The 21,915-nt window shown below is 72.7% G+C and carries 17 protein-coding genes; 6 read left to right on the top strand and 11 right to left on the bottom strand.

What is annotated here, in order from left to right:
• The first annotated feature begins 2 nt into the window (after positions 1 to 2).
• Positions 3 to 647, top strand: coding sequence for a response regulator (locus tag ACIQWG_RS36655; protein WP_404104073.1), 645 nt, complete (start codon positions 3 to 5; stop codon positions 645 to 647).
• Between the two features lie 43 nt (positions 648 to 690).
• Here ACIQWG_RS36655 and ACIQWG_RS36650 read toward each other — a convergent pair whose 3' ends face one another.
• The 3 genes from ACIQWG_RS36650 to ACIQWG_RS36640 all read right to left on the bottom strand — a co-directional run bounded on the left by ACIQWG_RS36650 (position 691) and on the right by ACIQWG_RS36640 (position 3,322).
• Positions 691 to 1,647 (bottom strand): ADP-ribosylglycohydrolase family protein, encoded by a 957-nt coding sequence (locus ACIQWG_RS36650; RefSeq protein ID WP_404104070.1) that lies wholly within the window; start codon positions 1,645 to 1,647, stop codon positions 691 to 693.
• Between the two features lie 14 nt (positions 1,648 to 1,661).
• Positions 1,662 to 2,642, bottom strand: coding sequence for a UDP-glucose 4-epimerase GalE (gene galE / locus ACIQWG_RS36645; protein ID WP_404104067.1), 981 nt, complete (start codon positions 2,640 to 2,642; stop codon positions 1,662 to 1,664).
• Positions 2,643 to 2,842: 200 nt separating this feature from the next.
• A complete protein-coding gene (locus tag ACIQWG_RS36640; RefSeq protein WP_404104064.1) occupies positions 2,843 to 3,322 on the bottom strand; it encodes a MarR family winged helix-turn-helix transcriptional regulator in 480 nt (159 codons plus the stop codon).
• Between the two features lie 123 nt (positions 3,323 to 3,445).
• Between ACIQWG_RS36640 and ACIQWG_RS36635 the strand changes: the two genes are divergently transcribed.
• Positions 3,446 to 3,859, top strand: coding sequence for an organic hydroperoxide resistance protein (locus tag ACIQWG_RS36635; RefSeq protein ID WP_404104062.1), 414 nt, complete (start codon positions 3,446 to 3,448; stop codon positions 3,857 to 3,859).
• Positions 3,860 to 3,883: 24 nt separating this feature from the next.
• Here the strand turns inward: ACIQWG_RS36635 and ACIQWG_RS36630 are convergent, their stop codons facing one another.
• The 7 genes from ACIQWG_RS36630 to ACIQWG_RS36600 form a co-directional block, all read right to left on the bottom strand.
• Positions 3,884 to 5,476: a hypothetical protein gene (locus ACIQWG_RS36630; protein ID WP_404104060.1), complete on the bottom strand. Its 1,593-nt coding sequence runs from the start codon at positions 5,474 to 5,476 to the stop codon at positions 3,884 to 3,886.
• 41 nt (positions 5,477 to 5,517) lie between these two features.
• The gene (locus ACIQWG_RS36625; protein ID WP_404104057.1) at positions 5,518 to 5,667 is read right to left on the bottom strand and encodes a hypothetical protein; all 150 of its coding nucleotides are present in this window, start codon (positions 5,665 to 5,667) and stop codon (positions 5,518 to 5,520) included.
• Positions 5,668 to 5,853: 186 nt separating this feature from the next.
• A complete protein-coding gene (locus ACIQWG_RS36620) occupies positions 5,854 to 8,121 on the bottom strand; it encodes a CDP-glycerol glycerophosphotransferase family protein (protein ID WP_404104054.1) in 2,268 nt (755 codons plus the stop codon).
• Positions 8,122 to 8,288: 167 nt separating this feature from the next.
• The gene (locus tag ACIQWG_RS36615) at positions 8,289 to 9,203 is read right to left on the bottom strand and encodes a carbohydrate ABC transporter permease (RefSeq protein ID WP_404104051.1); all 915 of its coding nucleotides are present in this window, start codon (positions 9,201 to 9,203) and stop codon (positions 8,289 to 8,291) included.
• The gene (locus tag ACIQWG_RS36610; protein WP_404104155.1) at positions 9,200 to 10,483 is read right to left on the bottom strand and encodes a carbohydrate ABC transporter permease; all 1,284 of its coding nucleotides are present in this window, start codon (positions 10,481 to 10,483) and stop codon (positions 9,200 to 9,202) included. The genes ACIQWG_RS36615 and ACIQWG_RS36610 overlap by 4 nt, the downstream gene beginning before the upstream one ends.
• 73 nt (positions 10,484 to 10,556) lie before the next feature.
• Positions 10,557 to 11,942 carry an ABC transporter substrate-binding protein gene (locus ACIQWG_RS36605; protein WP_404104048.1) on the bottom strand — a complete coding sequence of 462 codons (1,386 nt, stop codon included), beginning with the start codon at positions 11,940 to 11,942 and terminating at the stop codon, positions 10,557 to 10,559.
• A 322-nt stretch (positions 11,943 to 12,264) separates the two neighbouring features.
• Complete coding sequence (locus ACIQWG_RS36600) at positions 12,265 to 15,678, bottom strand: FHA domain-containing protein (RefSeq protein ID WP_404104152.1); 3,414 nt, start codon at positions 15,676 to 15,678, stop codon at positions 12,265 to 12,267.
• A gap of 368 nt (positions 15,679 to 16,046) precedes the next feature.
• On the opposite strand from ACIQWG_RS36600, the gene ACIQWG_RS36595 reads away from it, so the two are divergent.
• The 4 genes from ACIQWG_RS36595 to ACIQWG_RS36580 all read left to right on the top strand — a co-directional run bounded on the left by ACIQWG_RS36595 (position 16,047) and on the right by ACIQWG_RS36580 (position 21,443).
• A complete protein-coding gene (locus tag ACIQWG_RS36595; protein WP_404104046.1) occupies positions 16,047 to 17,768 on the top strand; it encodes a protein kinase in 1,722 nt (573 codons plus the stop codon).
• Positions 17,769 to 17,920: 152 nt separating this feature from the next.
• The gene (locus ACIQWG_RS36590; protein WP_404104043.1) at positions 17,921 to 19,162 is read left to right on the top strand and encodes a serine/threonine-protein kinase; all 1,242 of its coding nucleotides are present in this window, start codon (positions 17,921 to 17,923) and stop codon (positions 19,160 to 19,162) included.
• A gap of 268 nt (positions 19,163 to 19,430) precedes the next feature.
• Positions 19,431 to 20,537 carry a peptide chain release factor 2 gene (prfB, locus tag ACIQWG_RS36585; RefSeq protein ID WP_404104040.1) on the top strand — a complete coding sequence of 369 codons (1,107 nt, stop codon included), beginning with the start codon at positions 19,431 to 19,433 and terminating at the stop codon, positions 20,535 to 20,537.
• 303 nt (positions 20,538 to 20,840) lie between these two features.
• Complete coding sequence (locus ACIQWG_RS36580) at positions 20,841 to 21,443, top strand: LPXTG cell wall anchor domain-containing protein (RefSeq protein ID WP_404104037.1); 603 nt, start codon at positions 20,841 to 20,843, stop codon at positions 21,441 to 21,443.
• Positions 21,444 to 21,547: 104 nt separating this feature from the next.
• Here the strand turns inward: ACIQWG_RS36580 and ACIQWG_RS36575 are convergent, their stop codons facing one another.
• On the bottom strand, positions 21,548 to 21,739 hold the full coding sequence (locus ACIQWG_RS36575) for a hypothetical protein (protein ID WP_404104034.1): 192 nt from the start codon (positions 21,737 to 21,739) through the stop codon (positions 21,548 to 21,550).
• Positions 21,740 to 21,915: the final 176 nt, after the last annotated feature.

Below are 21,915 nucleotides of genomic sequence, written 5' to 3'. Positions count from 1 at the left end.
CCGTGCGAGTGGTGATCGCCGAGGACAACGCCCTGCTGCGCGAGGGCCTGGTCCTGCTGCTGACGTCGTCCGGACACGAGGTCGTGGCGGTCGCCGGCACCGGCCCCGAGATCCTGCCCGCCCTGCTGGAGCACCACCCTGACGCGGCCGTGCTCGATGTGCGGATGCCGCCGGACTTCCGCGACGAGGGGCTGCGCGCCGCCCTCGCCGCGCGCAAGGAGCTGCCCGAACTGCCCGTCCTCGTCCTCTCCCAGTACGTCGAGGAGTCGTACGCCGCCGAACTCCTCGCCGGCGGCGCGAGCGGTGTCGGCTATCTGCTCAAGGACCGGGTCGGCCGGGTGGACGAGTTCCTCGACGCGCTGGAGCGGGTCGCGGCCGGCGGCACGGCGCTGGACCCCGAGGTCGTCACCGAACTCCTGACCCGCCGCGCCGACTCACCCCTCGACTCCCTCACCCCGCGCGAACGCGAGGTCCTCGCCCTCATGGCCGAGGGCCACGACAACGCGACCATCGCCAGGACCCTCGTCGTCACCGAACGCGCCGTCCACAAGCACATCGGCAACGTCTTCCTCAAGCTCGGCCTGCCACAGAGCGACAGCGGGCATCGACGGGTGCTGGCCGTGCTCACGTATCTGAACAACTCGTAGACAGCTACTCGTAGCGGACGCCTGGTCCCTCAGCCGCCGCCACTCAGGAGCTCGGGGCGCTCAGCCGCTCAGCCAGTCCGGCCAAGTCCCCCACCCGAAGCACCCGGTCGCCGAAACCGGGCAACGGCACGTGCAGTACGGCCGCCCACCGCTTCGGTACGGCCGCGATGCCGTACACCGCGCCGGCCAGCCCGCCGGTGACGGCCGCGACGGTGTCCGTGTCGCCGCCGAGGTCGATCGCGGCGCGTACGGCGTCCTCGTAGGAGGAAGTGGTGCGCAGGGCCCAGACGGCGGAGCCGAGGCACGGCCAGACGGCGCCGTTGAACTCGGTGGCCAGGTCGGGGTGCCAGTCGGGGGCGAGGACGGTGGCGTAGCGGTCGCGGTGGTCGGGGTGGACGGACCTGAGCGTGTCCGGAAGGGCGGTCAGGGGATCGCCGCCGGTCAGGGCCACGCGCACCAGCTCGTGGAAGACGGCCGTGCCCTCCCAGGCCGCCCGGTCCCCGTGGGTGAGGGCCGCGAGCCGGCGGGCCGCGTCCATGGTGACCTCGCGGCCCCGCGGGGCGAAGTGGACGGCGGAGGTGGCGGCCCGCATCAACGCGCCGTTGCCCGCCGCCCGTTGGCTGACCTGGAAGTGCAGCGCGGCCGCCCTGTCCCACGGGTCGCCGCCGCTCAGCACGGCTTCGGTCTGGAGGCCGATGTCCTTCGGCCCGGCCGCCGCCCAGCGCCGGAACCGCTCGAAGACGTCCGGGAGTTCGAGCCCGCCGCACTGGAGGAGCGACTCGCCGACGAGTACGGCCATCTGCGTGTCGTCGGTCGCCTCGCCCGGATCCCAGCCGCCGCCCCCGCACATCTCCCCGCCCTGCCCCGGCTTCGGGAAGCGGGCCGAGAAGGCGCCCTCCGGGCCGAACTCGAAGGGCGCGCCCAGCGCGTCGCCGACGGCCGAGCCGATGACGGCGCCGAGGGCGCGCTCGACGCGCAGGGGACGGTCGGACTCGGTCACCCGGTGAGGCTACGTCAGTCCCGCGCCGCCCCCGGATGCAGCCGCACCCACCCCTCCCACGCCGACGTGATCATGTCGCGGACGTCGTGCTTGGCCTTCCAGCCCAGTTCGGTGGCGATGCGGTCGGCGGAGGCGACGACCCGGGCCGGGTCGCCGGGGCGGCGGGGGGTGACGGTCGGGGGGCGGTCGTAGCCGGTGACGGCGTTGATCTGGTCGATCATGTCGCGGACCGAGACGCCCTCCCCACGGCCGATGTTGAGGGTGAGGGCGTGGCCCGGCGAGGCCTGGAGTGCGCGGGCCGCGGCCACATGGGCCTCGGCCAGGTCGACGACGTGGATGTAGTCGCGGATGCAGGTGCCGTCGGGGGTGGGGTAGTCGTCGCCGAAGATGCGCGGCGGGGCGTTCTCCGTCAGCTTCTCGAAGACCATCGGGACGAGGTTGTAGACGCCGACGTCGGCCAGCTGGGGGGTGGCCGCGCCGGCCACGTTGAAGTAGCGCAGGGAGGCCGTGGACAGGCCCGTGGCGCGGCCCGTCGCGCGCACCAGCCACTCGCCCGCCAGCTTCGTCTCGCCGTACGGCGACATCGGCACGCACGGCGTCTCCTCCGTGACCAGGTCGACGTCCGGCATGCCGTACACCGCGGCCGAGGAGGAGAAGACGAAGGACCGTACGTTCGCCGCCGTGACGGCCTCCAGGAGGACGCGCAGGCCCTCGACGTTCTCCCGGTAGTAGTGCAGCGGCAGGTCCACCGACTCGCCGACCTGCTTCTTCGCCGCGAGGTGGACCACACCGGTCACCCGGTGGGCCGCGATGGCGCGGGCGACGCGCTCGCCGTCCAGGGTCGAGCCCACGACCAGGGGGACGCCGTCGGGCACCCGGTCGGCGATGCCGGTGGACAGGTCGTCGAAGACCACGGCGTGCTCGCCCGCCTCGGTCATCGCCCGTACGACGTGCGCTCCGATGTATCCGGCGCCGCCGGTGATCAACCAGGTCATGTACGGGCCGTCCCCTCGTCAGTGGCCTGTGGTCGGTCGGTGTCAGTCTGCGTCAGCGGTCTTCGCCGACGGTCTGTGTCGGCGGTCCGCGTCAGCGTTCTTCCTGAGCAGTCCTCGGCAAGGGACAGTGAAGCAGGCGGCCGACTGTCGCGGGCCACCGACATGTCTCCCGGCAGTGAGGGGCCGGGGCACTCGGCCCCTCACGCACCGCCCTGACCGGGCGCCTCCTGCAAGGCCGCCGCGTCCAGGGCCGCGGTGAGCCGGTCGAGGCGTTCGCGCAGCTCGCCGATCTCGTCCGCGCCGAAGCCCGTCGCCGTGGCGATCCGGCGCGGCACCTGCACCGCGCGCTCGCGCAGCGCGGTGCCCTCGTCCGTGAGCCGTACCTCCACCGAGCGCTCGTCGCGGGCGCTGCGCTCGCGGCGCACCAGACCCGCCGCCTCCAGCCGCTTGAGCAGCGGGGACAGCGTGCCGGAGTCGAGGCGCAGGTGTTCGCCGAGCTTCTTCACGGGCAGGTCGCCCTGCTCCCACAGCACCAGCATCACCAGGTACTGCGGATACGTGAGTCCCAGGTCCTTCAGGACCACGCGGTAGACACCGCCGAAGGCGCGTGAGGCGGCGTGCAGGGAGAAGCAGATCTGCTGGTCGAGGCGGAGCCAGTCCGCGGTGGGCGTGGTCGTCATGGCTCCAGGGTAGCTCGTGCCTCGTCATTTAGTTGTGTGCAATTGAATTGTGTGCTCTACTTGTGGTCGTCCGGAGGCCGCCAACAGAGCCACCGGAACATGACTTGAGAGGGATGGTTTTCCATGGACGCGCTCTACACCGCTGTCGCCACCGCCACCCACGGCCGTGAGGGTCGCGCCGTCTCCAACGACGGCAAGATCGACCTCCCGCTGGGCATCCCGGTGGAGATGGGGGGCAACGGGCAGGGCACCAACCCCGAGCAGCTGTTCGCCGCCGGCTACGCCGCCTGCTTCGGCAGCGCCCTCGGCCTCGTCGGCCGCCAGGCCAAGGTCGACGTCTCCGACGCCGCCGTCACCGCCGAGGTCGGCATCGGCAAGCAGGGCGAGGGCTTCGGTCTGAAGGTGACGCTGCGTGTCGAGCTGCCCGACACCCTCGAAGAGGAGACCGGTCGCAAGCTGGTCGAGCAGGCCCACCAGGTCTGCCCCTACTCCAACGCCACCCGCGGCAACATCGACGTCGACCTCGTCATCGAGTAGTCCCGGAGCACTCCCGGCGCGAAGTCACCCGATCCGCGCCAGCACCTCCCCCGTCTCCCGGCTCCACGCCACCACCACCGCCTCCCGCGGCACCCGCTTCCACCGCGTCAGCAGCAGCCAGCGCGCGTGGTAGCGGCGGGCCACGGTGGTGCGCTCGGCGCGGGTCGAGGCGGGGGAGAGGTAGGCGCGGACATCGGCCAGCCGCCGGGCCCGCTCCCGCTCGTCCAGGGCGGGGTCGGGCCAGACCGGCGCGGCGAGGTTCGGCCCGTACCCGGGGAGGGTCCGAGGGGCGTAGTGCCCGTCGGAGATCACCACCTCGCCCTTCCCGACATACCGCGCCACCCAGGCGTACGAGGGCCGGCGCGACGGCTGTTCCAGCCCCACCGGATCCAGTGCGCGCGGCACCACCGCCCCGCCCTGCACGGTCAGGAACCCGACACAGGCCCCGGCCGCCGCGGCCCCGCCCAGCACCCGGCGTGCCCTGCCCCACGGCCGGGGCGCCGCCAGCTCCACCGCGAGCGCGAACTGGAGCGGCGCCGGCGTCAGCCCGAGGACCCTGCCGTAGGTGTAGTGGCCGCTGATCCAGCCGTACGCCACGACCAGGCAGTCCAGGCCGAACAGCAGCACCAGCGGATCCCGCCAGGTGCCCCGCCGCCACCGCAGCCACAGCGCGGGCAGCCCGAGCAGCGCCAGCCAGACCTGCCCGGGGAACTGCTCGTACAGCCGCCGGTGGATCCCGTCCACGCTGTCGTCGGCGGCCAGCGCGAACACGTCGAAGTACGGCCAGGACCAGGCGAGCAGCAGCGCCGTGCCCGCCGTCACTCCCCAGCGCAGCAGCACGGCGGTCCGCCATTCCCGCTGCCAGCCCGCCACGAACGCCGCCGCTCCCAGGGCCGCCGCCGGCGCCGTGATCGGATGCACCAGGAGGATCACCCCGTACAGCGCCCCCAGCCCCGCGTACCCGGCGAACCCCGGCAGCCCGCTCGGCCCGACGAACCGCACCGGCCCGCGTCCCCGGGCCCGCGCGCCCGTCAACGCCCAGGCCCAGAAGGTGAGCCCGATGGCGAACGCCGACGGGTAGCCGAGGTTGCCCGTCATCGACATCAGGCTGAGGTAACCGCTCCACCAGGCCCGCTCGGTCCCCCACAGCAGCGTCATCGTCCCCAGCGCCAGCACCGGCGCCCACGGCCTCGGCGTCAGCGTCCGCACCAGGCGGCCGATCCCGGTCAGCAGCACGATCAGGTTCAGCACCCCGGCCAGCCGGACCACTTCCCAGCCGCCCAGGCCGGTCAGCCGGGCGAACACGCCCTGCGCGACCGCGTACGGCGAGTAGTACGGGCTGCCCGCGCCCGGCAGGTCCGCCATCGGATGGCGCGGGTGGAGCAGATCCGCCGTCAACCGCTCCACGACCGCCGCGTGCCGGCCCGCGTCACAGCACAGCGGCACGGCCCAGTACGCCAGCAGCATCACCAGGAAGAACAGGAAGCCGAAGACCTGATACGGCGTCGGACGCCGGACGCGGCCGCCCCGCAGAGCGCTCGCACCGCTGCGTACGGCCCGCCGGACGGCGACACCGGCGCCCGGAGGACTGTCGGGGAATGAGCGGGTTGGGGGCATTTGCCGTATGTTCCCGATCGGGTCAACGGCATTGCCTCTGATCACCTCATCGAGTGAGCGGGTGCCCTCTCCGCCCCGACGGGACGCACCGGCATCGGCTCACCCAGCATCAGCGTCCGGACGCCCCGCTCGGCGGCCGGCCCGTCGTCGAACTCGCAGAACCGCTCCCGGAAGCCGGCCGGCGACCCCATGGGACGGAACGATGATGCTGAAGCGGGGCATGCTGCGCCTTCTGTCGGGGGTGCGGAGGCCGAGACCGGACTCAGCCGGCGCGACAGCGTCCCGGCCGTCCGGCGGGACGCCAGTTCGGCGGTCGGGTCGGTGTGGGCCGTGAAGGGCTGGAGGGCACGCGGACTCCTCTGGGGCGAGAGCGCCGCTCAGCGGCTCTCGGTGACGGGCGCCGGGCCCGTGGGGTGGGGCACAGTGGCGAGCGGGGAGTGTGTGAGCGCGGCGGCCGGCGACGGCACCGGGTGGCGCCCGTCCAGCGGCACGACCGACGGGCGGCCGATCTCGCCCAGCACCACATGGCGTACGACCCGCTCGGCGGCGCCCCCGTCGTCGTACGGGCAGAAACGCTCGCGGAACGCCGCCCTCAGCTGGGCGGAGCGCGACCCGCGCCAGTGGCCGGTGGCGAAGATGTCGATCAGCTCGTCCTCGCCGCGCGAGACCGCGCCCGGCGGGAAGGCGCGCAGATCGAAGTAGGTGCCCCGGGCCGCCTCGTAGGCCTCCCAGTCGTCGGCGTGGACGACGATCGGCCGGTCCAGGGCGGCGTAGTCGAACATGATCGACGAGTAGTCGGTGACCAGGGCGTCCGCCGCCAGACACAGTGACTCGACGCTCGGGTGGTCGCTGACGTCGATGACCCGGTCGGACGGGTGGGTGACGAGCGGGCCGCCGTGGCGGTGGTGGGCGCGGGCCAGGATGACGTGCCGCGGGCCCAGCCGGCGCTGTACGTGGTGCAGGTCGAGGGCGGCGCGCTGGGTGCGGCGGTAGTCGCGGTGGGTGGGCGCGTAGAGGATCACCACCGAGCCCTCGGGGATGCCGAGCCGCTCGCGGATCCGGGCCACGTCCGCCGAAGTCGCCCGCTGGAAGACGTCGTTGCGCGGACTGCCGTACTCCAGGGTCGTGTACTCGCCCGGGAACACCCGCTCCCAGGTCAGGGTGGAGTGGCGGTTGGCGGACAGCACGTAGTCCCACCTGTCGACGTCGTCGAGGAGTTCGTCGATGTCCTTGTCGCCTGCCGCCGCCGGGCGTTCGCGCAGGTCCAGGCCCATGTGCTTGAGCGGGGTGCCCTGCCGGGTCTGTACGACGACCTGGCCGGGGCGCTTGACCAGCCGCCGGTCGAACTCGGCGTTGTGGACGAGGTACTTGGAGCGGGCGAGAGCGGTGAAGTAGGCGGCCGTGCCGGGGCGCAGACGGCGGGTGTCCGAGGGGACGGAGTCCTGCCCCTCCTCGGTGTCGTCGATCCAGGCCGTGCGGATGTGCGGGGCGTGCGCGCGGAACGCCTCCTCCAGGGCGCCCGGGTGGCAGCCGTGGCCGCGGACGCCCCGCGCGGCGAAGACGGCCCGGTCGACGCGCACCGGCAGACAGCGCTGGAGCCGGTAGTGCAGCCGCAGGGCGCTCGAGCGGACGGACTTCAGCAGCCGGCCGGTGACCTTGGCGGTGCGGCGGACGAGGGACGTCGTCCGCTGGAGGGCGTGGTAGGTGCGGTGCATGCCGAGGCGGACCAGCGTGTAGTGGACGCGGGTGCGGGCCGGGACGCGGATGCCGGGGGCGTGGTAACGGCGGTAGTAGGTGCGGGCCGTGCGCAGGAAGGCGGCGCGGCTGCGGCGCGGGAGGCGGTCGCGACGGGCGAACACCACGATCAGGTGGTCGACCATCCGGCGGAACAACAGCGGGCGCCAGCGGGTGAGTTCGGGCCGGTCGGCTACGTAGGCGAAGACTCGGTCGTACTGCTCGAAGATGTCGAAGTGGCGTGGGCTGACCGTGCCGAGGAGGCCGCCCCGGCGGCGCTGCCGGTGGTGCACGCACACCCGGTCCAGCGTCCCGATCGAATCCGCCGTCATCAGCACCGGGTACGTCCAGGGCATGTCCTCGTAGTAGCCGGACGGGAAGGCGAAGCCCTCCCGCTCGACGAACTCCCGCCGGTACGCCTTGTTCCAGGCGACCATCAGCAGCCGCAGCAGCTCCGGGCGGTCCGCCAGCCGGAAGGAGGCCGGGCCCTGTTCGGTGAGCCGGCCGGCGGCCTGATGACGGACCGTCTCGCCCGTCCAGTGGGTGCGCGCGTAGTCGTAGACCAGGACGTCCGGCTCGCCGGTCTCCTTCAGCCGGTCGGCGATGGCGAGCAGGGCGTCGGGGGCGAGGGTGTCGTCGCCGTCGAGGAAGATCAGGTAGTCACCGGTGGCCTCCGCGACACCGGCGTTACGGGCGGGCCCCAGGCCCTGGTTCTCGGTCAGGTGCACGGGACGCACCCGGGGGTCGCGGGCCGCGTACTCGTCGATGATCGCGCCGCACGCGTCAGGGGAACGGTCGTCGACGGCGATCAGTTCGAGATCCGGGTACGACTGGGTGAGCACCGATTCCAGGCACTCGTGCAGGTAGGCCTGCACCTGGTGGACGGGGACGATGACACTGAACCTGGGCAAGGGACTTCCACTGGGTCGGCCGGGGTGAGGGCGGCGACAGCGCCTTGCCCGGGAACGGCCGATGGAGTGACTTGGTTACGGTGCGGTACGGCATACGGGGGATCATGAATGAACGCGAGGGGGCGGACCGATGACGGTCCGCCCCCTCAAGCGTGCCGCGCTCGCGCCTACTTGACCGCGCCCGCCATCACGCCGGACACGAACTGGCGCTGGAACGCGAAGAACACGACCAGCGGAATCACCATGGAGATGAACGCGCCGGGCGCCAGGATGTCGACGTTGTTGCCGAACTGCCGTACCTGGGTCTGCAATGCGACCGTGATCGGCTGGCTGTCGGCGTCCGTGAAGATCAGCGCGACCAGCATGTCGTTCCACACCCACAGGAATTGGAAGATGCCGAGCGCGGCGATCGCGGGACCGCCGAGCGGCATCACGACACGGAAGAACAGGCGCAGTTCACCGGCTCCGTCCAGCCGGGCCGCCTCCAGCAACTCGCGTGGGATCTCCGCGAAGAAGTTCCGCAGCAGGAACACCGCGAACGGCAGCCCGAAGCCGACGTGGAACAGGACCACGCCGATCAGCGACCCGAAGATGCCGATGGTGCCGAAGAGTTCGGCGATCGGGATCAGCGCCACCTGCACCGGCACCACCAGCAGACCGACCACGCCCAGGAACCACCAGTCGCGGCCCGGGAACTCCATCCACGCGAACGCGTATCCCGCGAGCGCCCCGATCATCACGACGAGGACCGTCGCCGGGACCGTGATCAGCACGGTGTTGAGGATCGAGTCGGTGATGTCGCTGTTGCCGAGCAGCTTGTCGTAGCTCTCGAAGGTGAGTTGGGACGGCTTGCTGAAGACCTCCCACCAGCCGCTCGCGGTCATCTCGTCCGGCGGCCGGAGCGACGACAGCAGCAGTCCGATCGTCGGGACCAGCCAGAACAGGCCGACCACGATGAGGAACACCCGCACGATCCCACCGCTGACGAAGGAGGCGAGCTTGCCGCCGAGGGACTGCTCGCCCTTGACGACGGTGAGCGGCTCGGGCGCCGCCTTGGTGAGCCTGTCGGCGTCCGCGCTCATCGCCGCACCTCCCGCCTGAGCCTACGGATGTTGAACCACATCACCGGGATCACGAGCAGCAGCAGGAACACCGAGATCGCGCTCGCGATGCCCGGCTGGTCCTCGGAGAAGCCCTTGCGGTACAGCTCCAGCGCCAGGACGTTCGCGTCGTCCTGGGAGGAACCCGGGGCGATGATGAACACCAGGTCGAAGATCTTGAGCACATTGATCATCAGGGTGACGGTGACGACGGCGAGGACGGGTGCGAGAAGCGGCACCGTGACCCTTCTGAACACCTGCCACTCGTTCGCGCCGTCGACCCGTGCCGCCTCCAGCAGATCGCGCGGGATGCCCGCGAGCCCCGCCGCGATCAGCACCATCGCGAAACCGGCCCACATCCAGATGTACGACCCGATGATGGCCGGTGTCACCAGGGACGGGCCGAGCCAGTCCACGCCGTTGTACGGCTCCTTGAAGTTGTCCGCGGGGAGCCGCAGTTGAGCCCCGTCGGCGGCGGCCGGCAGCGTGAACGTACCGTCGTCGGCCGCCTTGGTGGAGGCCACGACCTCGCCGTCCTTGACGGCCTCGATCTTCATGCCGGGATAGCCCAGCTCGGAGGCGTCCACCCCGCCGAGCGTGCCGACGCCCTTGCCGCGTGTGAAGTCCTGCCAGGTCGTGCCGGTGACCTTGTCCGGTTCGGCCTTCGCCGCCACGGCCGTCTTGGCGTCGTCCGGCATCCGGTCGGGGGCGACACCGACCAGGGGCAGGGTGACGGGGGTGCCGGCGCTCACGGTGGCCTTGGTGATGAAGGCGCCGCCCGGCGCCGCTTCGAGGGGCGACTCCCGGCCCGGGTGGGCCTTCGGGAACGCCGACGCCTGCGCGAAGGTGTCGTGGACGCCCACCCACACCGCGTTCGCGACGCCCTTGTCCGGGTCCTGGTCGTAGACGAGCCGGAAGATGATGCCGGCGGCCAGCATCGAGATGGCCATCGGCATGAAGACGACCAGCTTGAACGCCGTGCCCCAGCGCACCCGTTCGGTGAGCACCGCGAAGATCAGTCCCAGCGCGGTGGCGACCGTCGGGGCGAACACCACCCAGATGACGTTGTTCTTCAGGGCGGTGCGGATGCCGTCGTCCGTGAACAGGGCCTGGTAGTTGTCGAATCCGGCGAAGCCGCCGCCGGACTGGTCGTAGAAGCTGCGGATCAGCGAGTACCCGATCGGGTACACCACGAGCGCGCCGAGCAGCACCAGGGCGGGCAGCAGGAAGAGCACCGCCGCCGTCCTGCGGGTGCCGGTCACGCTCTTGCGCGACTTGCCTCCGGCAGGGGGCGCGGTGCCGGTGCCCCCTGCCGCTTCCGCGGACGCCATGACGTCAGTTTCCGTACGCCGCGGCCGCGTCGGCCTCCAGCTTCTGCTGGGTGCCCGCGATGTTCGACGGGTTCTTCAGGAAGTCCTGGAGCGCCTTCCACTCGCCCTTGCCGGGCGTGCCGCCGAAGGCCTGCGGGGCCTGGTCGGACATGTCGAAGCGGAAGTCGTCGCCGGACTTGATCAGGGCCTCGGCCATCCTGCGCTGCACGTCGTTCGGGTACGCCGCCGAGTCGACGTTCTTGTTCGGCGAGAGGTAGCCGCCCAGCTTCGCCTGGATCGTCGCCGCGTCCGGGGAGGCCAGGAAGGTGGCCAGCGCCTGCGCGGCCTCGGAGTCCTGGAGGATGACGGCCGCGTCGCCGCCGGTCACCACGGGCGCGGTGCCGCCCACGGCCGGGAACGGGAACACCTTGGCGTCCGTGCCGACCTTCGCGGGCGTGTCCGCGATGTTGACCTGCACGAAGTCGGCCTCGAAGACCATGCCGGCCTTCGGCTGGTCGCCGCCGGTGAACACCTGGGTGACGGAGGCCGGGAAGTCCGTCTGGAGCGCGCCGTCCGGGCCGCCCGCGATGTAGTCCTTCTTGCCCCAGATCTGCGCGAGCGTGGTGAGGGCGTCCTTCACCGACGGGTCGGTCCACTTGATCTCGTGGGCGGCGAGCTGGTCGTACTTCTCGGGGCCCGCCTGGGAGAGGTAGACGTTCTCGAACCAGTCGGTCAGGGTCCAGCCGTCGGCACCGGCGACGGAGAACGGCGTGACACCGGAGTCGTACACCGTCTGGGCGGTGGTCAGCAGCTCGTCCCAGGTCTTCGGCTCGGCGGCCCCCGCGTTCTCCAGGACCGCGGCGTTGTACCAGATCAGCGACTTGTTGGCGGCCTTGTAGTAGACGCCGTACTGCTTGTCGTCGACCTTGCCGATGTTCTGCCAGCCCTGCGAGTAGTTCTCCTGGAGCTCCTTGACCGCGTCGGCGCCCAGCGGTTTGGCCCACTTCTTGTCGACGGCCTGCTTGATGGCGCCGGGCTGCGGGAGCATCGCGATGTCCGGCGGCTGACCGCCGGCGACCTTCGAGCCGAGGAAGTTGATGATCGGGTCCTGCGCGGGCACGAAGGTGACCTTGGCGCCGGTGCGCTTCTCGAACTCCGTGAGGACCTTCTTGAAGTTCTCCTGCTCGGCACCGGTCCACACGGCGGCGACCTCGAGACTCTCGCCGTCCAGCTTGGGAAGGGTGACGGTGCTCGCGGTGTCCTGGCCGGTTCCGCTCGGTTCGTCTGCGCCACCGCTGTCTTTGTCGTCGCCACCGCACGCGGTGAGCGAGAGTGCGAGGGCGCCCGCGCAGACGACTGCGGCGGTCCTTGCGGCCCTGCTTGTCCGGTTCTTGCTGCTCGTGCTGCGCATCACTGCCCCGTTCTTCGTGCCTCGTCGAACGTTCGAGCGCTGTCCCGTGCGATCTGGTCTACGCCTTGCCATGGGGGGCGGCAAGACCGCGTCCCGTGTCAACCTCGGGATCGTGACCGCCTCGTGACCAGGGGCCCTGTGCCGGCCTGAACGTCCCCGGGGGCGGCCGCCCCCGGACCCCCGCTATCGGCCTGAACGGCCTCGTCCTCAATCGCCGGACGGGCTGAAAGTGCCGGGGCGGGGGCATGCCGGTGGCCGTGGCCCGGGGATAGGAGTCATGTCACAGGAGCTGCGTCCTGGGACCGGCGTCCCAGGACCGGCCTCACAGAAGAGAGGGAACCTCCGTCGCCGAGACCTCCCGGGCCGCCCGCTCCACCGCGCTCGCCAGCAACGCCAGATCCGTGGGGCCGTTCCCCAGCTCCCGTACCTGGCGGCGGGCCGGGGGGTCGCCCATTCGGTGCCACTCCAGGGGTACGACCGTCGGACGCAACGTCGCCGTCCGGGGGATGCGTCCCGTGACCCGCCCGCCCTGGAACGGCACCGCTCTGCCGTCCGCCCAGGTCAGCCGTCCGCGACCGGGTGCCGGTTCGTCCGGACCGGCCGTCACCGCGTCCAGCACCACCCGCAACGTGGCCCGCCGCGCCGGCTCCGACTCCGCCGTACGGCCCCCGGCGGCCGTGGCGGCCACCAGGTGCACGCCGAGCCGCTCACCCTCACGTGCGACGGCCTCCAGCGCGCGTATCACCGAGCCCGCGGCCGGCCTGCCCGGTGAGCCCAGCGCGGGCGAGACCAGGGCGTCCAGGTCGTCCACCACCACGACGAGCCGGGGCAGCGGCGGCACCGCCTCCGTCCGCCGGCGCCCCGCCCCCGGCCGCAGCCGCATCGTGGAACTGGGCGGGCTGTCGAGATCCCCGCCCAGGTCACCGGCACCGCTGCCGGACCCGGCTCCGGCCGCCGCCGCGCGCTGCGCGACCATCCGGCCCGACAGCTCACGCCCGGTGTGCCACTCGGCGAAGTCGGACCGCCCGAGCAACTCGGCGCGCCGCTTCAGCTCGGCGCTGAGCGACTGGGCGAACTCCCGCATGCGGACCGGGTCGTTGGCGGTCAGGTGGGTGGTGACATGCGGTATGTCGGTGCACGCCCGCAGCCCGTCGCCGTGGGCGCCGCCCGCGCCCACGCTGTCCCGGCCGTCGATCAGCACGACGCCCAGCCGGTCCGGCCGCTCGGCCGCCGCGAGCGACGCGACGACGGCCCGCAGCAGCTCCGTACGCCCGCTGCCCGGCGGCCCCTCGATCAGCAGATGCGGCCCGTCCACGCCGAGATCCGCGCCGACCGGCCCGCGCGGCCCGGCCCCGAGCACGGCGCACGCCCGTCCGCCGAGCGCCTGCGGGTCGTCGGCGGCGTCGGCCCAACGCGCCATCAGCGACGCCGGCGTGGCCCGCGCCAGCCCCAACTCGTCCAGCAGCCGCGCCGCCTGGGGCAACGGGACCGACACACGCGCGTGCCGCTCCCCGACGCCCCCCTCGGTGCGCAGCGGCGCCAGTGCCCGCGCGAACCGCTCCGCCCAGGCGAGCGAAACGGCGTCCACCGCGGCGACGGTGCCATGCCCGACGGGACCGTGGGCGGCGGGTTCGCGCTGCTGGGCGCCGTTTTCCGCCAGGTGCTCGTGGGCGAGGGCGCCCTGCTCGGCGGCGGTGCCCCGGGCGACCCGCATGAGCCGCAGCGCCGTCGCCACGTCACCGCTGAGCAGCCCGACCGCGCCGCACTCCCGGAACGTCGGCGACACCGTGCACGCCGCCTCGTAGGTCTCCGTCACCGGTGACGCCGGCGACGCCGAGGCCGTCTCGGCGAGGCACAGCACGTGGATGCCGGCCCGCGGCCCCTCCAGCGCCAGCCGGGCCACCGCCTCCCGCACATCGGCGCCCCCGGGATCGCCGTCCACGACGACCACGGTGTACGGCCCCGCGAAACCGTCCGCCTCGCCGCCCCGGTCGTCGTCCCGCGCCCAGGAGGGCCGCCGAACGGCACGCTGAGCCGGAAGCCGCCCGTCCGGCACGGCCTGGGCCGGTCCCGGTCCGTCCGTGCCGCCGGCCCCTGTCTCCGCCGCCACGTCCTCCAGCCGCCGCAGCAACTCGTCCGCACGGGCCGTCGCCTGTTCGCGGTCGTAGGCCAGCAGCAGTCGGCAGTCCTGGCCGTGCCCGGGGCGGACATGCGGGAGCCAGCCCAGCCACGCCCACTCGGCGGTGCGCTCCGCCACGGGACGCGCGCGGTCCACGCTGATCAGCACCACTTCCAGGGCGTCGGGGGAGTGCAGCGCGGCGAGCTGGGCGATCACCGCGCGGGCCAGCCCGGCGAGCCGCTCGCGCGGACCGGCCAGCCCCAGCGCCCCGACCTCCCGCAGATCCGCGGTCACCGCGACGGCGGGCAGCAGGCCCGAGCCGTCCGGCGCCGGACGGTCGGCCGTGCCCAGCCGCACCGTGAGCGCCTCCGCGTGTCCCGGCGGCCGCTCCCACAGCCGGGGTCCGGGGCCCAGGGCCGTCAGCAGCAGGGACGCCGGGTCGGGCCAGGTCTCCGGCTGCCGGAAGCCGCTCGCCGCGGAGGGCTGCGCGGACATCTCGGCCGGCTCGTCATCGTCGTACACGTCGTCCCGGGCCGGGCCGTGCTCCGCGCGCCCTCCGGCCAGCCGCCGCGCCCACGCCGAGAGCCCGCCGCGCCTGCGCACGCCCTGCGGTACGTCGGTGCCGCGCAGCGGGGTGCCTTTGCGGCTGCTGCCGGCGACCGCGCCCGCGGACTGCGCCGAGGTGCTCCCGGCGCCTTCCCGGCCCGCGTCGAGCCCGCCCACGCCGACACCCGCGCCATGGGTGTCGCCCGCGCGCGGCCCCGGAAGCGGCACCTCGGTGTCGCCGCGCCGTTCGATCCGCGGTGCTCCGCCCTGCGTCGGCACGATGGGCGGCTCGACCGGACCGTGTTCCGGAAGTGCGGCCGTATCGCCTCCGTCCGGCACGCGCGCGTGGGGCACCGCCGAGCCGTCCCCCGCGCTCTCGCCCCCGGCAGGGACGCGCACATGCCCCTCACCGTCCGGCTCCGTCCGCACCCGCGCCCCCGGGCCCCCGGCCGGCGTCAGCCGCAGGGCCGACTCGCCGATCCGCAGCAGCGCGCCCGGCGCGAAGCGGACCGGGCGGGTGGTCAGACGGGTGCCGTCCAGCGTCGTGCCGTTCGTGGAGCCGAGGTCGGCGACCGAGACCCGGCCGTCGGCCCCGACCGTGACCGCGCAGTGCAGCCGGGAGACGTCCGGGTCGTCGAGCGGGACGTCGGCGTCGGCGGAGCGGCCGATGCGGATCTCGCCGCCGTGCAGCAGGTGCACCCCGCCCGCGTCCGGGCCCGCCACCACATGGAGCTGGGTAGGGGCGTCGTCCAGCTCGGGATGGGGTTCGGGGGCCGCCGGGGCGCCCAGGGACAGCACCGCGCCGTCTATCAGCGGGGGCTCGCCGAGGGTGCTGCGCCGGTCGTCGAGCCGCTCCGCGCCCGCGTAGAGCACGACCGGGCCCCCGCCGCGCTCGGCCTCGCCCGCCTGAGAGCCACCCGCTGCGCCGGGCACCGCCGAGGCGAGGGCCGACGCCACCGCGGCCAGGGCCGTGCCCGCGGGCGCCGTGACCAGCACGTCGCAGCTCGCGGCGCGGCCACGGGTCGGGGCAGGCGGGGCCAGCGGGTCTACGACGGTCAGCCGGATCTGCATCGGCGTCAGCGGTCCCTTCTGCGCCTGCGCGGACCAGGGCCGTCCGATGGATCTCCCCACCCCGCACGAGCACATCGGCCAGTACTGCACGCATCCTCGCACCTGCCACTGACAACGCGCCCCCCGCCCGAAGGCAAGTGATCTTGATTGGTCGGCTCTGCCCGCAAAAGTGCCTGACAGTTGACCTGGCGGCGATCGCTTGAGATCGGTCACGTCCGCTTGCGGCAACCACGAGACAGAGGCGAGCGTCTTTCCTTCGAACATGTACGGGAAGCCGTACGTAAGACGCACAGAACGAGGACAGGCCGGTGCCCTGGGGCACGGCACTACAGTGGGTCGGAACGTAGGCAAGCAGCAGGGAGCGCGACGTGCGGCCGGTAGGCAGCAAGTACATCCTCGAGGAGCCGCTGGGTCGCGGCGCCACGGGGACCGTCTGGCGAGCCCGCCAGCGGGAGACCGCGGGCGCCGAGGCGGCCGTGCCGGGGCAGCCCGGCGAGACGGTCGCGATCAAGGTCCTCAAGGAGGAGCTCGCCAGTGACGCGGACATCGTCATGCGGTTCCTGCGGGAGCGCTCCGTCCTGCTGCGGCTGACCCACCCGAACATCGTCCGGGTCCGCGACCTGGTCGTCGAGGGTGAGCTGCTGGCCCTGGTCATGGACCTCGTCGAGGGCCCCGACCTGCACCGCTACCTGCGCGAGAACGGCCCCTTCACCCCGGTCGCCGCGGCCCTGCTCACCGCGCAGATCGCCGACGCGCTGGCCGCCAGCCACGCCGACGGCGTCGTCCACCGCGACCTGAAGCCCGCCAACGTCCTGCTCCAGCAGAACGCCGGCCAGATGCACCCGCTGCTGACCGACTTCGGCATCGCCCGCCTCGCCGACTCGCCGGGTCTGACCCGCACCCACGAGTTCGTCGGCACGCCCGCGTACATCGCGCCGGAGTCCGCAGAGGGCCGCCCGCAGACCTCCGCCGTCGACATCTACGGCGCCGGAATCCTCCTCTACGAGCTGCTCACCGGACGCCCGCCGTTCGGCGGCGGCTCCGCCCTGGAGGTCCTGCACCAGCACCTCAGCGCCGAACCGCGCCGCCCGTCCACGGTCCCCGACCCGCTGTGGACGGTCATAGAACGCTGCCTGCGCAAGAACCCCGACGAACGGCCCAGCGCCGAGAACCTCGCCCGTGGCCTGCGCGTCGTCGCCGAGGGCATCGGCGTGCACGCGAATTCCGCGCAGATCGCGGCGGCCGAGGGCGTCGCCGCGCTGCTCGCCCCCGATCCCGCGCCGGCCACCGTGCCCGGCTCGGCCGACCCCACGCAGGTGCTGCCGCACGGCGCGGCCCCCGGGGGGTACGACCCGAACGGCGCGACCAGTGTCCTGCCGCACACCGGCGCCCCCGGCCCGGCGGGCGCCGCGGACCCCACGGCCGTACTGCCGAACACCGGCGGCCCGGGCGGACGGGGCGCCGCCGACCCGACGGCCGTGATGCCGTCCATGCCGCCGGGGCAGCCCGGACAGCCCGGTCAGCCCGGCCCCGAGGACCCGCACCCCTGGCAGAACCAGCTGCGCGCCGCCCGGGACCGCAACGAGCAGACGCAGGTCCAGTACCTCGACCCCAGCCAGGACCCGCTGCGCCGCCGGCCCCAGCGCCAGGTGGCCCGCCCGCAGCAGCCCCAGCAGCGGCCGCCGCAGCGTGGGCAGCAGGGTGGTTACGGCCATCCCCAGCAGCACCAGCCGCAGCAGCACCAGCCGCAGCCGTACGCCCCGCCGCGCCAGCCGCAGCAGCAGCCCCAGCGGTACGCCCCGCCGCCTCCGCCGCCGGAGCAGCAGCGGCCCCAGCGCGAGCCGCGGCAGCCGCGGCAGCGCAGCGCCAACCCCATGCGGATCCCCGGGCTCGGCTGCCTCAAGGGCTGTCTCTTCACGATCGTCATCCTGTTCGTCGCGGGATGGCTGGTCTGGGAGTTGAGCCCGCTTCAGGAGTGGATCGGCACCGGCAAGGGCTACTGGGACCAGCTCAGCGACTGGTTCACCACCGTGACCGGATGGATCGGGGATCTGGGCGGCGGTTCGGGCGGCGGCTCGGGCACGAACTGACCGGAGCCCGACCGCGGATCGACTGGAGGCCGCTCGGGCACGGCTGGTTTGGTTATTTGTCGACATCTGGCGGGTGATTTCCGCCTCCGCGGTGAAGGTTGGCTCTCCGGACGCGTAGTTTTAGCGACAACACGCGTCAGGTAGGAGCAGTCTTGGCACGGAAGATCGGCAGCCGGTACACCGCCAACCAGATCCTGGGGCGGGGCAGCGCCGGCACGGTGTGGCTCGGTGAGGGGCCCGACGGGCCCGTCGCCGTCAAGCTGCTGCGCGAGGATCTCGCGTCCGACCAGGAACTCGTCGGACGCTTCGTGCAGGAGCGCACGGCGCTGCTCGGCCTGGAGCATCCGCACGTGGTCTCCGTGCGCGACCTGGTGGTCGACGGCAACGACCTCGCGCTCGTCATGGACCTGGTCCGGGGTACCGACCTGCGCACCCGGCTGGACCGGGACCGTCGGCTCGCGCCGGAGGCGGCGGTGGCGATCGTCGCCGACGTCGCGGACGGACTGGCGGCGGCCCACGCGGCCGGGGTCGTGCACCGGGACGTGAAGCCCGAGAACGTCCTGCTGGACATGCAGGGCCCGCTGGGGCCGGGCGGCTCCCACCCGGCGCTGCTGACGGACTTCGGTGTGGCGAAACTCATCGACTCACCGCGCCGTACCCGCGCGACGAAGATCATCGGCACGCCGGACTATCTGGCGCCGGAGATCGTGGAGGGCCTTCCGCCCCGGGCGGCGGTCGACATCTACGCCCTGGCCACGGTCCTGTACGAACTGCTGGCCGGCTTCACTCCCTTCGGCGGCGGCCACCCGGGCGCGGTGCTGCGCCGCCATGTCACGGAGACGGTGGCGCCGCTGCCCGGCATCCCCGACGAACTGTGGCAGCTGATCGTCCAGTGCCTGGCGAAGGCACCGGCCTCACGGCTGCGCGCGTCGGAGCTCGGCGCCCGGTTGCGCGAACTGCTGCCGCTGGTCGCCGGGATGCCGCCGCTGGACGTGGACGAGCCGGACTCGGAGCCGGCGGAGGACGAGGCGCCGGCCGCGCAGGAGACGGCGCCGGTCGGGGAGCGGGTGCGGCGGCGCGGGGCGGTGCCGCTGGTGCCGGGGGCGAAGCCGGCCGACTCCAACCGCGACACCCATACGTCGATGAGGGTGCCCGGGCCCGACGAGCTGGCCGGCGGCGCGCGCGGCACGGCCCGGGTGCCACGGGCGGCCGGTGCCCCCCGGCCCGGTTCGGCCCGCCATCGGGCCGTCGCACGGCGCCGCCGGATCGCGCTGGGCGCCGCGGCCGTGGCGCTGGTGGCCGCGGCGGGCGTGGGCGCGTGGCTGGCGACGTCGGACGACGACGCCGGCGCGACCCCCCAGGACACGAACAACTCGGCCCCGGCGACGCCGTAGCCGCGGGTGCTGTCCGGTGCCGCCTCCTGGCCGGGCCGACCGAGTCGGGCGGTCCTGGGCCAGGGGCGGGCCCCGGGGGCAGGGCGCGGGGCCTCCGATGGGCCTGCGCGACCTCGCGGCGCCGCTCGGCCACGAGGTGGCCCCCGGTCGGCCTGCGCCCCCCGGACCCAGGAAGCGGAGCCCCTGGTGAGCCCGCGGTGACCCCGCGGCGCCTCCGGGGCGACAGCACCCGGACCTCCCCGCTTGGCGGAGCCGTTACGCTGGAGGCGTGGCAGTCGTCGATGTATCCGAAGAGCTCAAGTCCCTCTCCTCGACCATGGAGTCGATCGAGGCCGTTCTGGACCTCGACAAGCTGAGGGCAGACATCGCCGTGCTCGAGGAGCAGGCGGCCGCGCCGTCCCTGTGGGACAACCCGGACGAGGCGCAGAAGATCACCAGCAAGCTGTCCCACCTCCAGGCCGAGGTGCGGAAGGCCGAAGCCCTGCGTGGCCGGATCGACGATCTCGCCGTGCTGTTCGAGATGGCCGAGGAGGAGGACGACCCGGACACCCGTGCCGAGGCCGAGTCCGAGCTCGCCGCCGTCAAGAAGGCGCTGGACGAGATGGAGGTCCGCACGCTCCTGAGCGGTGAGTACGACTCCCGTGAGGCGCTCGTCAACATCCGCGCCGAGGCCGGTGGCGTCGATGCCGCCGACTTCGCGGAGAAGCTCCAGCGGATGTACCTGCGCTGGGCGGAGCAGAAGGGCTACAAGACCGAGCTCATCGAGACGTCGTACGCCGAAGAGGCCGGCATCAAGTCGACCACCTTCTCCGTGCAGGTGCCCTACGCCTACGGCACGCTCTCGGTCGAGCAGGGCACCCACCGGCTCGTGCGGATCTCGCCCTTCGACAACCAGGGCCGCCGGCAGACCTCCTTCGCGGGCGTCGAGGTGCTTCCCGTGGTCGAGCAGACCGACCACATCGAGATCGACGAGTCCGAGCTGCGGGTCGACGTGTACCGGTCGTCCGGTCCCGGCGGCCAGGGCGTGAACACCACCGACTCGGCGGTGCGCCTCACCCACCTCCCCACCGGCATCGTCGTCTCCTGTCAGAACGAGCGGTCGCAGATCCAGAACAAGGCCACCGCGATGAACGTCCTCCAGGCCAAGCTGCTGGAGCGGCGCCGCCAGGAGGAGCAGGCCAAGATGGACGCCCTCAAGGGCGACGGCGGCAACTCCTGGGGCAACCAGATGCGTTCGTACGTGCTGCACCCGTACCAGATGGTCAAGGACCTGCGGACCGAGTTCGAGGTCGGCAACCCCGAGGCCGTGTTCAACGGCGAGATCGACGGTTTCCTGGAGGCCGGAATTCGCTGGCGCAAGCAGCAGGAGAAGTAACAGAGTTACTTTGTCGACAAGGCAACTGCCGCCGTCTGGGCGGCAGTTGCCTTTTCTGTACCTGTTATGTCTGGGTTTTACATCACACTCACAGCTTCCAACCCCAGGCAAAGAACCCGTAATTGGACATCGCGCGCGCAACGGCCTTGACGATGCCTTGAAAAATGGGAAGGGTAAAGCGTGGCATGCGTATCTCTGGGGCGCATGTGAACCGGGGGGCTCAAGTTCTGTTACCTCCGTCGATCACGGCCGGCCCCTGAGCGCCGCCTCACCGACGATTCAGCTACTGGGGGTAGCAACCACATGACGAAGAAGACGCGGATCCGTATCGCGCGCCTCGCGGCCGGCGCCGTGATCGCGGCCGGTGCCTCGCTGACCGCCGCGGGTGCCGCATCTGCCGCCGAGGCGGACGAAGCATGCGTGCTCGGCATCTGCATCGGGGACGAGGACCCGACCGAGCCGCCGGTTCCCACCGACCCGCCGACCGACATCCCGACCGATGTCCCCACGGACGTCCCGACGGACATCCCCACCGAGGAGCCGACGGTCGACCCGACGGAGCCGACGGAGGAGCCCACCGAGCCGCAGGAGCCCACCGAGGACCCGACCGACGACCCGACCGACCCGGGTAACGGTGGCGACAACAACAACGGCGGTGGCAACAACAACACCGACCCCGACGGTGGCACCTCCACTCAGGAAGAGGGTTCCTCCTCCCTGACCGACACCGGCACCGACAGCACCGGCGCCAGCACCTCCGCCCAGGGCGGCGGCGACGAGCTCGCCGAGACGGGTGCCGCGCAGACCACGTTCCTGCTGGTCGGCGCCGCCACGATGATCGTCGGTGGTATCGGCTTCCGCGTCCTCCCGCGCCTCGCGGGCGGCCGTGGCGGTGCGGCTGCCTGACGGCAGCCGTCTCGTCACACCGTGTGACCGACATCGTGCGACGAAGGGCCCGGAGCGCCTGCTCCGGGCCCTTCGTATGTCCGCGTACGGGGTCCTGGGTCGCCCTACGCCGTCTGGTGCGCCAGCAGTGCCACCGCCGCGATCAGCACCGCCAGCAGGGCGATCAGCGTCATCGGGTTCAGACCCGCGAACGGGTTCTCCTGCTGAAGCCGCTGGCGGTTCGCCCGGCACACGGGGCAGCGGCCCTCACTCACGGGCGCGGCACAGTTCGCGCACACCAGCCGGTCGTACGTCATGCGCCACCCTCCTAGCCAGTCCCTCAGGGGGTTCAACGGGTCGTGCCCCGAGAACGTTCCCCTCTCCACCATGCCAGGTTCCTCCGGAAAGGGCTCGGGCGCTCTGGGAGAGGGCTGCCATTGTCTCGCGTCCGCGGGCCGTACGGGGCCGGTCGCCGTCACTCGGCGGGGGCGCC

It is taken from the genome of Streptomyces sp. NPDC098781 (assembly GCF_044759995.1).
Lineage (GTDB): Bacteria > Actinomycetota > Actinomycetes > Streptomycetales > Streptomycetaceae > Streptomyces.
Note: the sequence above shows the minus strand (reverse complement) of the source record. Positions and strands in the feature narration are given on the sequence as shown.